Here is a 14,383-nt window from a genome sequence, read left to right as displayed (position 1 = left end):
TTAAAAAATAACACTTTAAAATAAGATATATTCAAAATAGCTATGATTTGTTTTTCAGAATAATAAAGTAAAATCTTACTTTGTAGGAAAGCACTTAATTTTCCGATGAAGTGTTTAAAAATCTCCATGAACCAAATTACTCACCACAAGAAAACGCCATATCACAACAAAAAATAGGTCTTTAGGTTATAAATAGCCAAATTAGCATACTAAACAAAAATTGAATTTATGTAAGAACATTACAATATGTTATGTGTTTGTCCCAAAATATACTAACCTACCTTATATCAAATGAAAAAGATACAATTATTTGGTTTTACAATTTTAAGTATAGTATTTATGCTATCTACGTTTAATGTTGTTGCCCAAAGATTAAATACACCAACACCTATTGCTAATCCTAACTTTGGAGGCGGAGGTAATCCATGGAGTGCCATATGTGCATCTGCCAGTTTTAACGAATACTTTGTTAATTTTACTTGGAGTAATAATGGCGGTACTATAAATACAGATAATACTTTTATCTTAGAATTGTCTGATGCTACAGGAGCTTTTACAAACCCAATAGAATTAGCTGTAATCACTGATAAAAATCTAGAAATGGATTTTGATATCAGTTTTTCTATTCCTGTAAATTTAGCAGGGTCATCCTACAAGATACGAATTAAAAGCACAAGTCCAGAACTTTACAGTCCTGAGACTGAAGGTTTTAATATGTATTATTTGGGCTTTAATGATGCTATTCAGATTACGGAAAATGGAAGTGGAAATATAGGAAGTGGTACTGTAGTTATTTGTGATGGAATGTCTGCTACATTACAAGTAGACAATGTTCCTAACCCGGAAAATTATAGTTATATCTGGAAAAGAGATAATGTTATTTTATCTGAAACAAGTCATTCATTAGAAGTTTCAGAAGTTGGAACTTATGATGTGTTTATTAATTACGGAGAAATATGTTCTGCATCTGCTGGTACTTTTTCTAATATGATTACCGTTACTAACGGTATGAACACAGGTGTAATTATAAACCCTTTGGCAACGATAGATTATTGTATGGGAGATGTTATACCTCCCTTAGAAGCTTCCATTAATGATCCAAATATTTTTTATACATGGTATAAAGATGGTGTAGAAATCCAGTCAAGAACATTAGGGGCTAGTAGTTATACAATAACAACCAATACAAACGAATTTTCAGGAGAATATATAGTAACTATTGATGGGCCTGGCGTATGTGCCGAAACAACCCCACCATTAACAATATCTAATATTGGAGCGTTTGAAATCACAAATATAAATTCTTCAGAATTAATATTACTTCCAAACCAAATGCAACAACTTAGTGTAACAACTACGGCTGTACAACCACAGTATCAATGGTATAGAAATAATATGCAAATAGTTGGCGCGACAAGTGATGTTTACACTGTTTCTGAAAACGGAGAATATTTTGTGGAAATTACACAAACACAAGGTTGTGTAAATACATTAAGATCTGATACTACTACAATTGTAAACCCAAATTCTTTTGAGTTTGTTGTAGATTACTCTACAACATATATCAGTTGCCAAAATACATCAATAATTTTAGAGTTGAGGTCTATATATGCAAATGGTAATGGAATAAGAATAGATGTTACCGAAGAATTGCAAAATGAATTTATATATCAATGGAGGGGTAATGATGCAATACTAAATGGAGCTACTTCAAAGAATATAAGTTTGGCGAGTAGTGCTGAAAATGGATTATATCAATTAGAGGGAACTTTTGAAACCTTTAGTGCTGTATCAAACACTATTGAGGTAGAATTATTATCAAATGAAGTGTTAACTATTACAAGTACTGAAAATATAATTTGTTCTGCTTCTGATGAAATTATTTTAAGTGCGTCATTAGATATAAGCACTGGAGTTTTTGGATGGTCAAAAGATGGAGAAGCTATAAATAGTACTGATAGTACATTAACAGTTACTGAGCCAGGAACATATCAATTAATGTTATTGAGAGGTTGTCCTATAAGCTCTAATGAAATTGTAATCAGTTCCGTTGATGAGTCTTTAATAAGTTTAAGTATTAATGAAGAAAATATCTTTATTGATGAGGGAGAAACTAAGGAAATTACAGCAAGTGGAGGTGATACTTATGCTTGGTTTGATGTAAACAACGTATTATTAAGTGATACAGAAACTGTATTGTTTACTGAAGAAGGAGATTATAGGCTTGTAGCTACAATTGGTAATTGCGAGATTGTAAAGAATATCAACCTAATTAACAGAGCAGTTGGTGGATCTAGTGTCCCCAATATTATCAGTCCAAATGGAGATGGTGTTAATGACGCTTGGCTATTACCTTCAAGCTATCTTAATTCAGAAACACAGATTATTATTTATAATAGTGTAGGGGCAGAGGTCTTAAACCTTACTAATTATAGGAATAATTGGCCAGAATCATCAACATCTTTTAGTACTAAGAATTTAGTATTCTATTATAAAATACTAAAAAATGGAGATGTTGAAAAACAAGGTACAATAACCGTTATACGCTAGATATAGATGAAAAAGATAAGCTATTTATTTATTTGTATTCTTTGCTACACAGGTGGTATTGCACAAGAAGAAACACAATATATTCCAAATGATGTCCCATCTCAAAATTTATTGAAATTCAATAGATTTTTGATCAACCCTACATTTTCAACAGTAAGGGAAGACAAATCTTATGTGAACCTATTTCATAGAAATCAATCTTCAAATTTTGAAAATAACAATCAAACCTATTTCCTAAGTTACAGTGGTAGAATTAACGATAGAACAGGATTAGGGATAAGTTTGTATTCTCAGCAAGTAGCTGCATTTGCAAATTATGGAATACAAGCAAATTATGCTTATGGCATAAAATTAAATGATAAAAGCAATTTTACATTTGGTTTAAATGTATCGTATTACAAAAGTGGTTTAGAACGAAATAGATTAACGCCAGCGCAGTTAAACGATAATGCTATTAGCAGTTTCCCAGATGCTAACTTTTTTACAGTACAACCTGGATTTAATTTATCATATAACAACTTTGATTTTGGGATATATGCTGAAAATTTATTTGATTATAATTTACAAACAAATGCCTCTAACTCAGCGTTTGCAGATAAAACATATTCCGCACATCTTCAATATACACATCAATTAAATAATAGAGATGGAATACTAGAAGCTGGTAGATTAATGCCATTATTACGTGTTCGTAAAGGTGGAGATCGATTTGCTGTGGCTGATAATGATATTATTCTTGGGGGTAGTGCAATTTTAGATCTTCCAAAACTAGGATGGGCGCAAGTAGGGTACGACAGCTTTTATGGCGCAGCAGTAGGAGTTGGTTTTAATTTAAAGAAAAGAATAGCGATAGGGTATACACTGGAAAAAGCTTTCTCAAGTACTTTTGCGCAATTTGGTGTAACACACGAAATTTCGTTTGCTTATTCGTTTACTCCAACATTAACTGAAGACAGAGTATTCTATGATCAGAAAGATGAATTGGCAGCTATAGAAAGAGAGGCTTTGCTAGCAGTAAAAGATGAGGAGATTAATAGATTAAAACTGGAACTTACAGAACAGAATAAAAAGTTTCAAGAAATAGTAAATTACCAGAAAGGTAAAAATAAAGATGGGGCAGATACTGATAGAATTGACTTTAACGATATAAAAGAAATTATTACAAAAGATAATTATGTTTCTGTTAATAGTGAGTCTTTAAAAAATGATGATTTTGGTATTGAACAACCAGAAATTGTTAAATATAATTTAAGCGAAGATCGCAATAGCCCTGAGAGTTATAACTATTATATTATAGCTAATGTATTTAGTAGCGAGAATAATGCAGTTAATTTTACTAAAAACTTAGAAAATAAAGGTTTAAAGGCTAGTTATTTTAACAATCCAAGTAATGGCTTAAATTATGTTTACGTAAAAAGAAGCTTTACCTTGGGAGGTGTCATAAAATCATATCAAGATGTTATTGTAAACAATCTATATAAAGGGGAATTATGGATTATGAAAATCTACAAGAAAAATGATTTGCATTTAAAAAAATAAAAATTTAAACAGACGGTTTTTGTTTCATATTTTTAAATGTGATTAATTCATAAATAAGATATCCATATACAAGAATATATTCTAAAGCTAATATTCCTAAGTGTTCCTCATATTTTAAATTTGCATATGCCCAATAGCTAAGTATAACTGTAGCAGACCAGATAATAGGAAATTTATAATCAGAAAAAATTGCTAACACAATTAGGAATATAATATACCAAGGGTGTACAGTAGCGGATAAAAAATAATAGATGGTTAAGATCCACAGCATAGAGGTAAATAGTGTTTTTAAATCTTGATTTTTTCTTAAAAAAGTAAAAAGGAATACAGTTAGTATGGTAATAACTGGAGTTATCTTCCCATAAGTTTTAATAAGTTCCCACGGTTTTGCATCAAATAGTACGGCTATATGTTTAATGCCATTATAAAACCCAGCATTAAATTCAAAATTAGAAAACCAAAGTCCAACTGTTTTAGAATAATTAGCAATAAAATCTAGAGAGAAAAATGGTGCTATTAATACCATAGAAGTAATCCCGATAATGCTATAAAAGAGAATACTTTTTTTTAAACTAAAATGTTTTAAAAATAAAGGCAAAAAAATTAGAGGAACAAGCTTTACCGCGATAGAAAAAGTGTATATGATACCTGCTAATTTCCAGTTTTTAATTGCTAATAAATATAAAGCCCATATAAAAAAGAAAAGCATTACGCCTTCAAAATGAAGATTCCCTGTAAGCTCTATGATTACCAAAGGGTTTAAAAAGTACCAAAAAATAAGATGTGGAGATTTATTTAATTTTTGGAGTAGTTTTTTGCCAAAATAGACAATTCCAATATCAGCTAAAATAATAGAGATCCTCATAACTAATACGGATCCAAAAATACTTTTGCCACCAAATAACGCTGCAATAGCAAAAATAATCTGATTTACTGGTGGGTAGTTGCTAAAATGTCTAGCGCTTAAACTACCCATACCATCATAGAGTTCTTGTGCATTTGCTATTGCTAAGTCTTTTTGTATTATAAGTGTATCAGGAACTTGTAAATAGGGATTTATAAATTTACTAACAAGTTCTCCATCCCATATAAAACGATAAAAATCTTGAGATAAATTAGGTGTAGCTAGTAAAAACAGAAGTCTAAATAGAATACCAGAAATTATTAAAAATTTAAAATTCCATTTTTCTAGTTGAATTATTTTATAACAAAGTATAAATAGGATAGTAAAAAGGCAAAGTAGTTGTGTAAAATTAGTGCGTATTAAAGAGTAAGCAAATACGTAATAAAATATAATGCTTATAAGTACCAATGCGGCTGCAACTTTATGAAGCTTCCCATATACTATTAATCGATTAAGCATTTTACATTATGTTTTTTTCAAATATAATGGATTCCACCTATTTTTTTGCTTTCACTAATTAGAAAGTAGTCTTCATGTATTAAAAAGCAATAGATAAGTATTTATATTGATTAAGTATAGTTATTGGAATTATAGGAGATTATGGAAGTAATGCGCAAAACAAGGTTGAAATTAATCACATATTATGCTCTAGCAGTAAGCGATTTAAAAAATACATAACCAAAGCCTAAGAATAGCATACAATGAAAAGGGAACAATCCATAATCATTTAGTGGTATTGCAGAATACATTCCGTATAAGAAATATAACATTAAAGTAAACTCAATAATCATATTTGGAGATAGTTTTTTGGCTAAGTATTTATTGCCTTTCCAGCTATCTTTTATATTACTTAAATTAAATTTTGGGGTACGTACAAATTCACTTCTTTTACCCATATGGCCTTCTAGTACAGCAATGGAGTTATGTAGCGAGAAACCTAAAGCTATAGAGAAAAATGTAAAAAATATTTTAATATAATCCACAAAATTATTAATGCCACTACCTTTCATACTTTTATAGGTAAACCAATAACAAACAAATAGTATTATGGTACTTGCAATAAAGAAACTAGTTGCCTCAAAAACCCAAGCTAAGTGTCCGTAATCATTTTTAATATGTAACATAGGGATACTAAGTATGGCAACTATAAAAACACATAAAAACATAGAGCTATTAAGTAAATGCATTACTCCATGGAATTTTGTTTTAAATGATATGTTTTTGGCAGAAACTACACTTAAAACAGTTTTTCTAAAGTTTTCAGCCCCACCCTTATTCCATCTAAATTGTTGTGAGCGCGCTGCACTAATAACAACAGGAAGTTCCGCAGGAGTTTCCACATTTTCTAAATACTTAAATTTCCAATTTTTTAATTGTGCACGGTAGCTCAAATCTAAATCTTCAGTAAGAGTATCTCCTTCCCAATTGCCAGCGTCTATAATGCACTCTTTTCTCCAAATACCAGCTGTACCATTAAAATTGATAAAATGTCCTTTAGAGTTTCTTCCCACTTGTTCCAATGTAAAATGGGCATCTAAAGCAAAAGCTTGTATTTTAGTTAAGGTAGAATAATCTCTGTTAATATGGCCCCATCTGGTTTGTACAACACCAATTTCTTCATCCTTAAAATAAATGACAGTTTTTTTTAACCAATCAGCATCTGGTAAAAAATCAGCATCAAAAATGGCAATAAACTCTCCTTTTGCAATTTTTAGACCTTCTTTTAAAGCACCAGCTTTAAAACCTTCACGGTTTTCTCTTCTAATATGTTGGATATCTATACCTTGCTCTTGTAAAATTTTAATGTGTTTGGCAGTGTCTATAACAGAGTCATCTGTAGAATCATCTAAAACCTGAATTTCTAATTTGCTTAGTGGATATTCTATTTTAGCAATATTCTCTAAAAGCCGTTCCATTACATATTCTTCATTGTAAACAGGAAGCTGTATGGTTACATATGGAATTTCTTTTGGGTCTAGTAAATTGTATTTAAGCGCACTTTGGTTTCGCTTCTTATACCCTAAATAATTTATTAAAAGGTTTAATTGTGCTAAGCTATAACAGAATATGAGTAGTAATGATACACTGTATATAATAATAATGATGTAAGCAATTGTTAATTCCATGTCATTTAAAACTATATTTAAAAATCCAGCCTAAGATTTTTATGCCAGCAAATATACTACCTTTTACGGTACCAGAGACTTTAGAAATGCCAATTCTTTTTTTGTAATGTACTGGCACTTCGGTGTATGTAAATTTATTTTTTAGTGTTTTTAATTGCATCTCCACTGTCCAGCCATAGGTTTTGTCTTCCATTTCTAAAGCTAACAGTTTATCATATTTTATAGCTCTAAATGGTCCTAAGTCAGTAAAACTGGCTTTAAATAACAATTTCATTAAAAAAGTAGCTAGCCAATTTCCAAATACTTGCTGAGGTGTCATGCTACCTTCTTCTCGTAATTCTTTTGTTCTAGCACCAATTACAAAGTCTAAATTATCATTGATAATTGGGGCAACAATTTTTGTCAATTCTTCTGGATAGTCAGAATAGTCACCATCAATGAATACAATAATATCTGGTTTTTTTGCTTTTTTTGAAACATAATCCATGCCTGCTAGACATGCATAACCATAACCTTTTTTATTTTCGGTGAGTACGGTGGCGCCAGCATTTTCAGCGTTGATTACAGTATTGTCCGAAGAATTATTATTTACTACAATAATTTCTGAAACACTATTAGGGATTTCGTTGATTACATGGGCTATTGAATCTGCTTCATTAAAGGCAGGAATGATAACATTAATGTCTATCATTATTTTAAATCAGATAAATTATTTTCTTTTCTGAAACTTTTAAAACTAAACCATTCTTTTATTTTTTTGCCATTTTTATATTTTTCAGCCGAGTTTAGTTTTTTGTCTTTATACATGAGACAATAGCCGTTTTTAACGCCATTTGAAAGCTGACATTTATGGTTTATAGCACCATTGCTATCATAGTAAATCCACCAGTTAGACATTTTTCCATTTTTATAATGCCCTTCTTTGTTTATTTTTCCGTTTTCACTATGAAAATACCAGTATTTCGCTCGTACATTATTTTCATAATGACCTTGCTCTGCTATCTTACCGTTTGCATGATAAAATTTCCAATACCCAGATTTGACACCTTTTTTAATCCAGCCTTCAGCTTTTATATTACCTGTTTCGTAATATTCTTTTTGATACATGTTAGCGGTATCCACAGTATCTGTGAATGTAAAAACAAATGATAATATGATAAAAAACTTTGCGAACATGGTTGCCAAAATTATATAATTATTACGATATTAATTATTTTTTATTTACTAAATCCATTAAATCTACATCATTACCCAGTAGTACTTGTGTTGGATTAATTCTACCAACTTCTGGACCATTTTCTAATTTTAATACACCTCTTGGGCATACAGCCGAACAAACACCACAACCTACACAGCTAGAGCGTACTATATTTTCTCCTTTTTGGGCATAGGCTCTAACGTCTATACCTTGCTCGCAATAGGTAGAACAATTACCACAAGAAATACATTGCCCTCCATTAGTCGTAATTCTAAAGCGAGATTTAAAACGTTGTACAAAACCTAGATATGCTGCTAAAGGGCATCCAAATCTACACCATACTCTATTTCCAAAAATAGGGTAGAAACCAGTTCCTATAACACCAGCAAAAATAGAACCAATAAGAAAACTATAAGTGTTCATGATACTTTGTACTTTAATACCAAGAACGGTACCTGTTTCTGTAAAAAAACCATAAAGTGTAAAACCAGTCATCACCAAGGCAAAAAGTAATACACCATGTATTAACCAACGTTCTACTTTCCAAGAAAATAAGGATTTACTGGAATGTTGTCTGTAGGGGTCTCCTAAGGTTTCTGCAAGACCACCACAACCACAAACCCAAGAACAATACCATCTTTTTCCGAAGAAATATACCATTACAGGTACTATAACCAAAGTAAGTACAATACCCCATACTAAAATAAAAAGACCAAGGCCACCACTGTCAAGTAATTCTTTTAAATTCCAGTTAAAGAAGAAATCATAATCTAATGGAAAAGCATTTTTAAAATCATATCCTTTTTTATATGATAATTGCAATCTTACCATTATTTCTGGTATTAGAAATGCAAATACAATCTGGAAAAATAAAACTGATGTGGTACGGACAATTTGGTACATGTTATGACGGTATTTAATGTACATACGTATTGCCATAACTGTCATTACAATACAATACATTAGGCCATATACAAACCAGTGTCCAGCAGGGTTTCCACTTAAACTTTCACTTATTGGATCGGCCAAATAGGTCCAGTTAACTGCATATTCTGATTTAAAATAGAGGATTAAATAGAAACTTACTAAAAATATAAAAACCAGCCATGCTATCCACCCTTTATTTGTGGCACTATGGTGATAAATATTATCGTTTTTAATCCCTTTCTTTCCTAAAAGAACCACTTGTGGAATAATGAATAGTAAAGCTCCAATAATACCCAATCCAAAAGTTATAAACCACATTAAACCTTTGTTTTCAGGAATAAAACCTATTCCTGAAACTTTACGGATTGATGTTGCTAAATCACCAGCGCTTGAATAGATTTTTTTGCCCCATTCTTTATTTTTACTATGAATTTCATTTGCCTTATTTTTAGACTGTTCAACTAAAGGTTCTAAAGATTGATAACCAGAGAATTCCTTACCGACAATTTTTGCCTTAAGATCTTCAATAAAAATTTCACTTTTTATTCCCTGATTAGCAATCATTGTATCAAAAGTATTCTGTTCTAGTTTAAAGTTTCCTAAAAAAGGGAGAGAAGCAAAAACTCCAAATCCTATTAAGAAAATTACTAATCCTATATTTTGTATTGTTTTCATTAGTTGTTTTGTTTCTATTTTTTTCTTGATGGTAATCAAGTCTATATATTATTTATTCTTACTGTATTAGGCATTATGCTTTCGCAAAAATCCGTTTCCAACTTTTTTTCTTTGCTGTGATGCTGGTTCCAAATTCAGAATTATATTTTGCTATAATATCAGCTTCATATTGTGTATAAAATTCAGGATCAAAATTGGCATCTTTTAGGTATTCCATAACATGGTCAACAGTTCTTTCTTCGGTTAACCAACGGTCAAAAATTTCATGACGCATGCGTATTCCAAAAGTATTGATCCCTAAAAATTGTTTTGTTTCGTTATGGAATGCTATTGTTACACATATATTTTCAGTAGCATGCCTCCAATGAAAATGCTGTTCATATTCTTTTCGCGCAGGTCCTCCAGCAAATACCCAACCATAGGTTTGGTACTCAATATCTAAAAACTTTGCTGAATTAAACCAATGCCCTGGTTTGTACTCTATTTTATTACCGCATATGGTTTGTGCTACAGTTTCTCCCATCATTCTCCCGGTATACCAAACGGCTTCTATAGGTCTTCTATTCCCTATTGGTTCATGTTGTTCAGCACAATCTCCAATAGCATAAATGTCCGGTATATTGGTTTCTAAAAATCGGTTTACTTTTACGCCTCTACCAATTTCTATTCCACTATCTTTTAAGAAATCTACATTTGGTGAAACTCCAGCTGTAAGACCTACAAAATCACATTCAATAGTTTCACCTTTATCTGTAGTTACTGCTTTGGCTTTACCATTTTCATCTGAAATGATTTCTACTAAATTGGTTTTTAATTGTAAATCAATATGATGTTCTAAAATATGTTCGTTAATAAGTTGCGATTCCCCACTTGGCAATACTCCATTCCAAAAACTATCTTCACGTACAAGAAAGGTAACTGGAATATCACGAGTCCTAAGCATTTCTGCTAATTCTATACCTATTAAACCTCCACCAACGATGACAGCTCTTTTACAGGTTTTATGATCTGGAGCAAAAGCTGTTATAGCATCTAAATCTTGTTTGGAATACATTCCTCTAACGCCATCTAAATCTTGTCCAGGCCATCCAAATTTATTTGGCTTAGAACCAGTAGCAATAATTAATTTGTCATAAGAAATTTCTGGAGCATCTGTTAGAATTAATTTTTTATTTTGATGATCAATAGTATTTACATAGCCTTTTACTAATTCTATTCTGTTTTTTTTCCAAAACCATTTCTCATAGGGTTGTGTATGTTCAAACTTCATATGCCCCATATAGATATACATTAGAGCAGTACGTGAAAAAAAATAATCTGTTTCTGCGGAAACAACAGTTATTTTTTTATCCGAATTTTTTCTGATATGTCTTGCTGCGGTAATTCCAGCAATTCCATTGCCTATGATGACTATGTTTTCCATTTGGTGTTGTTTTGTTTAACTTTTATGTCGGGACTAAAGATAAGAACTTAACTTTTTTAAGTGCTATTTTCATTAAAAAAACTGTTGAAGATCCCTTTTTCATTGAATCTGTAATACTTTGAGACTAATATCTAGTCTATTTCTTACAATTGAGTTATAAATTGTTAAGTTCTACAATATTTAAACATAAGTATAATTGTATTTGTAAGATATGTTAAATATGCTCGACTGAAGTAAGCGTAAAGTGAGAACTTAAAATTAAAATAGAACAACAAGAAAAAACAATACAAAATGAAAAAATATACCTTAATCGCAATTTTTTTCTTAACCATAGCAATAAGTTACGGGCAAAGTGCCTCAGAGTACTTTTCTAAGGCAGATGCTTTTTTTAAAACTAATGTAAAAAATGGTAGAGTTGCTTATAAAAACATTAAAAATAATCCAACAGATTTAGATGCATTATTGGCAATGGCCTCTAAAATTACTGTTGCAAAATCTGATGCTGCCACATATCAGTCTTTTTGGATTAATAGTTACAACTTAGCAGTGATAAAAGGCGTTGTAAATAAGTATCCTTTAAAAACAGTACCTACAACTACTGGGTTTTTTACTAAAACAAAATATGCATTAGGTGGTAAGAATATTACATTGAATGATATAGAGAATAAATTATTAAGAGCAAATTTCCCTAAAGAAGCTCGTTTTCATTTTGTATTAGTGTGTGGTGGTTTAGGTTGTCCTCCTATTATAAGTGCGGCATATAAGCCAGCAACTTTAGATGTACAATTACAAAAACAAACTGAAATAGCATTAAATAACCAAAAATTTATTCAGGTAAATAAAAATAAGGTTAAAATTTCTCAGATTTTTGAATGGTATCCTCAAGATTTTAAACAAGGCGGGAAAAGCTATGTCGATTTTATAAATCATTATAGAACTGAAAAGTTATCTGAAAAAGCGAAAGTTTCTTTTTATGCATACGACTGGACATTGAACGATTTAAAATAAAAATAAAAACAAACAAAATCTCGTAATTTATATAACGGGTAAAAACAAAACAGCAACAAAATGAAAGCACTAAAACAATACGCATTAGTAGCAGGTTTACTTTTAGCAACTGCAACTGGTTTTGCACAAGAAGATGAAGATGCTCCAGAACAAAGTAATATCCAACAATATACTCCTTCAAAATTAATAGGGAAAGGACAAGTAGACTTAAAATTATTCAATAATTTATATACACAAACAAAAAGTACGTTTTCACCTAATGCAGATCAAAGTATTCCAAGAGAAACATTTTTCACTTCTACTTTTGAATTTTATACAGGAGTAGGGAATAATAAAAGAGTTAATCTAGGTTTTATCGCAAGATTGCGTTCTAATGCTGTAGCTGGTCGTGATGCCTTAGATGTATTTAAATTTGATGGAGAAACTGGTACTGCAAGATCTGGTTTAACTGCTTTTGCACCATCTATAAAGTTTGTTCCATTTCCATCATTAAGTAATTTTTCTATTCAAAGTTCTATTTTTATTCCACTAATTGATAATGAAAGTGAAGATTTTCTTCCAATAAACGATAATAATGGGGTGTTTTTAGAGCAAAACGGCTTCCTATGGCAAAACCGTTTGTTTTATGATTATACTTTTCCTGGAGCAAAGTGGCAGTTATTTTCGGAGTTGACTACTGAACTTAGCTTAGGAGACAAAGAAAAGAGTTTTGCTAACAATAGCTTAAATATTAATCCTGGAGTTTTCTTAAGTTATTTTCCAAGTTCTAAATTTACAGTTTTGGTATTAGCACAACACACACAACGTTTAGATTTAGGGAACGATTTTACACAAGATTTTACAGCACTTGGTGGTGGTGCAAAATATCAATTAACAAAAGCATTAAATTTAGAGTTATTATATACCAATTTTGTAAGAGGAAATAATACTGGTTTAGGAGAAACTTTTAATTTAGGAATAAGAGGAATTTTCTAGTACTTAAGTTTTTACAATATTTTAAAAGCCCTATTTTTATATTCTAAAATTGCTATGAATGAAAAATATAGGGCTTTTGTTTTTATGTCTGTTACAGTTCTCCTGTAACAGCCAATCTAACAAAAAAATTAATGGAGTAAGCTTTGTTGCTTCAAGAGAAAAAGTGACGCAAAATCAGGTGCAACCTGTCGTCAATATAAATGCCAATCATGCAGCAGTAATGCCTTTTGGGTTTATTAGAGATATTTCGTCTCCAGAAATTATTTTTAATACAGACAGGCAATGGTTTGGGGAAACAAAAGCTGGTGCTAAACAATACATAGAAATACTCCATAAAAATAAAATAAGGGTGATGCTTAAACCTCAAATATGGATATGGAGAGGGGAGTTTACAGGAACCCTAAAGATGAAATCTGAAGAAGATTGGAAAACCTTAGAAGATTCGTACACAAATTTTATAATAACCTATGCGGAATTAGCAGCTGAAACCAATACGGATGTATTTTGCATTGGAACAGAATTAGAACAATTTGTGAAAAATAGAGCTGATTATTGGGTAGAATTGATACAAAAAATTAGAAAAATATATAAAGGTAAACTTACTTATGCAGCAAATTGGGATGAGTATAGTAGAGTACCTTTTTGGGGAGATGTAGATTTTATTGGTATTGATGCTTATTTTCCGCTTTCAGATGAAAAAACACCATCAGTAGAAAGTATAAAACAAGGTTGGGGAAAATGGAAAACAGCGATAGCAAAACTCGCTAAAACAAAAGATAAAAAAGTTTTGTTCACCGAATATGGTTACCGGAGTATAGATTATACGGCTAAAAAACCATGGGCGACGGATAGGAATGAAGGTCAAGTAAATTTACAGGCGCAAACAAATGCAACTAAGGCTATACTAGAAACATTTTGGAAAGAAGAGTGGTTTGCTGGGGGATATGTTTGGAAATGGTTTATACATCATGAAAGGTCTGGAGGATTGGATAATAACCGCTTTACACCTCAAAATAAACCAGCTCAAGAAGTATTAAGCAAGTATTATAAAGAATAAT

At 31.0% G+C, this 14,383-nt stretch carries 11 protein-coding genes; 5 read left to right on the top strand and 6 right to left on the bottom strand.

Annotation, left to right across the window (positions count from 1 at the left end):
- Positions 1–291: 291 nt before the first annotated feature.
- Both ACZ451_RS02190 and ACZ451_RS02185 read left to right on the top strand, forming a co-directional pair.
- Positions 292–2,550, top strand: coding sequence for a T9SS type B sorting domain-containing protein (locus tag ACZ451_RS02190; RefSeq protein ID WP_464215447.1), 2,259 nt, complete (start codon positions 292–294; stop codon positions 2,548–2,550).
- A 6-nt stretch (positions 2,551–2,556) separates the two neighbouring features.
- Positions 2,557–4,089, top strand: a complete 1,533-nt coding sequence (locus tag ACZ451_RS02185) for a PorP/SprF family type IX secretion system membrane protein (RefSeq protein ID WP_464215446.1) — start codon at positions 2,557–2,559, stop codon at positions 4,087–4,089.
- A 4-nt stretch (positions 4,090–4,093) separates the two neighbouring features.
- On the opposite strand, the gene ACZ451_RS02180 is transcribed toward ACZ451_RS02185, so the two are convergent.
- The 6 genes from ACZ451_RS02180 to ACZ451_RS02155 form a co-directional block, all read right to left on the bottom strand.
- Positions 4,094–5,452 carry a mannosyltransferase gene (locus ACZ451_RS02180; RefSeq protein WP_464215445.1) on the bottom strand — a complete coding sequence of 453 codons (1,359 nt, stop codon included), beginning with the start codon at positions 5,450–5,452 and terminating at the stop codon, positions 4,094–4,096.
- A 182-nt stretch (positions 5,453–5,634) separates the two neighbouring features.
- Positions 5,635–7,119, bottom strand: coding sequence for a cellulose synthase family protein (locus tag ACZ451_RS02175; protein ID WP_464215444.1), 1,485 nt, complete (start codon positions 7,117–7,119; stop codon positions 5,635–5,637).
- A gap of 1 nt (position 7,120) precedes the next feature.
- A complete protein-coding gene (locus ACZ451_RS02170) occupies positions 7,121–7,810 on the bottom strand; it encodes a glycosyltransferase family 2 protein (RefSeq protein WP_464215443.1) in 690 nt (229 codons plus the stop codon).
- Positions 7,810–8,226: a toxin-antitoxin system YwqK family antitoxin gene (locus tag ACZ451_RS02165; RefSeq protein WP_464215442.1), complete on the bottom strand. Its 417-nt coding sequence runs from the start codon at positions 8,224–8,226 to the stop codon at positions 7,810–7,812. Before ACZ451_RS02165 ends, ACZ451_RS02170 begins: the two co-directional genes overlap by 1 nt.
- Before the next feature lie 103 nt (positions 8,227–8,329).
- Positions 8,330–9,919, bottom strand: a complete 1,590-nt coding sequence (locus ACZ451_RS02160) for a 4Fe-4S binding protein (RefSeq protein WP_464215441.1) — start codon at positions 9,917–9,919, stop codon at positions 8,330–8,332.
- A gap of 73 nt (positions 9,920–9,992) precedes the next feature.
- A complete protein-coding gene (locus ACZ451_RS02155; protein ID WP_464215440.1) occupies positions 9,993–11,342 on the bottom strand; it encodes an NAD(P)/FAD-dependent oxidoreductase in 1,350 nt (449 codons plus the stop codon).
- Between the two features lie 291 nt (positions 11,343–11,633).
- On the opposite strand from ACZ451_RS02155, the gene ACZ451_RS02150 reads away from it, so the two are divergent.
- The 3 genes from ACZ451_RS02150 to ACZ451_RS02140 are packed head-to-tail and all read left to right on the top strand — an operon-like array spanning position 11,634 to position 14,382.
- The gene (locus tag ACZ451_RS02150; RefSeq protein WP_464215439.1) at positions 11,634–12,350 is read left to right on the top strand and encodes a DUF547 domain-containing protein; all 717 of its coding nucleotides are present in this window, start codon (positions 11,634–11,636) and stop codon (positions 12,348–12,350) included.
- A 60-nt stretch (positions 12,351–12,410) separates the two neighbouring features.
- A complete protein-coding gene (locus tag ACZ451_RS02145) occupies positions 12,411–13,325 on the top strand; it encodes a hypothetical protein (RefSeq protein WP_464215438.1) in 915 nt (304 codons plus the stop codon).
- A gap of 58 nt (positions 13,326–13,383) precedes the next feature.
- On the top strand, positions 13,384–14,382 hold the full coding sequence (locus ACZ451_RS02140; protein WP_464215437.1) for a glycoside hydrolase family 113: 999 nt from the start codon (positions 13,384–13,386) through the stop codon (positions 14,380–14,382).
- Position 14,383 lies beyond the last annotated feature (1 nt).

The sequence above is a fragment of the Allocellulophaga tsushimaensis genome (genome assembly GCF_055383085.1).
This window is presented reverse-complemented; position numbering and strand designations above follow the sequence as displayed.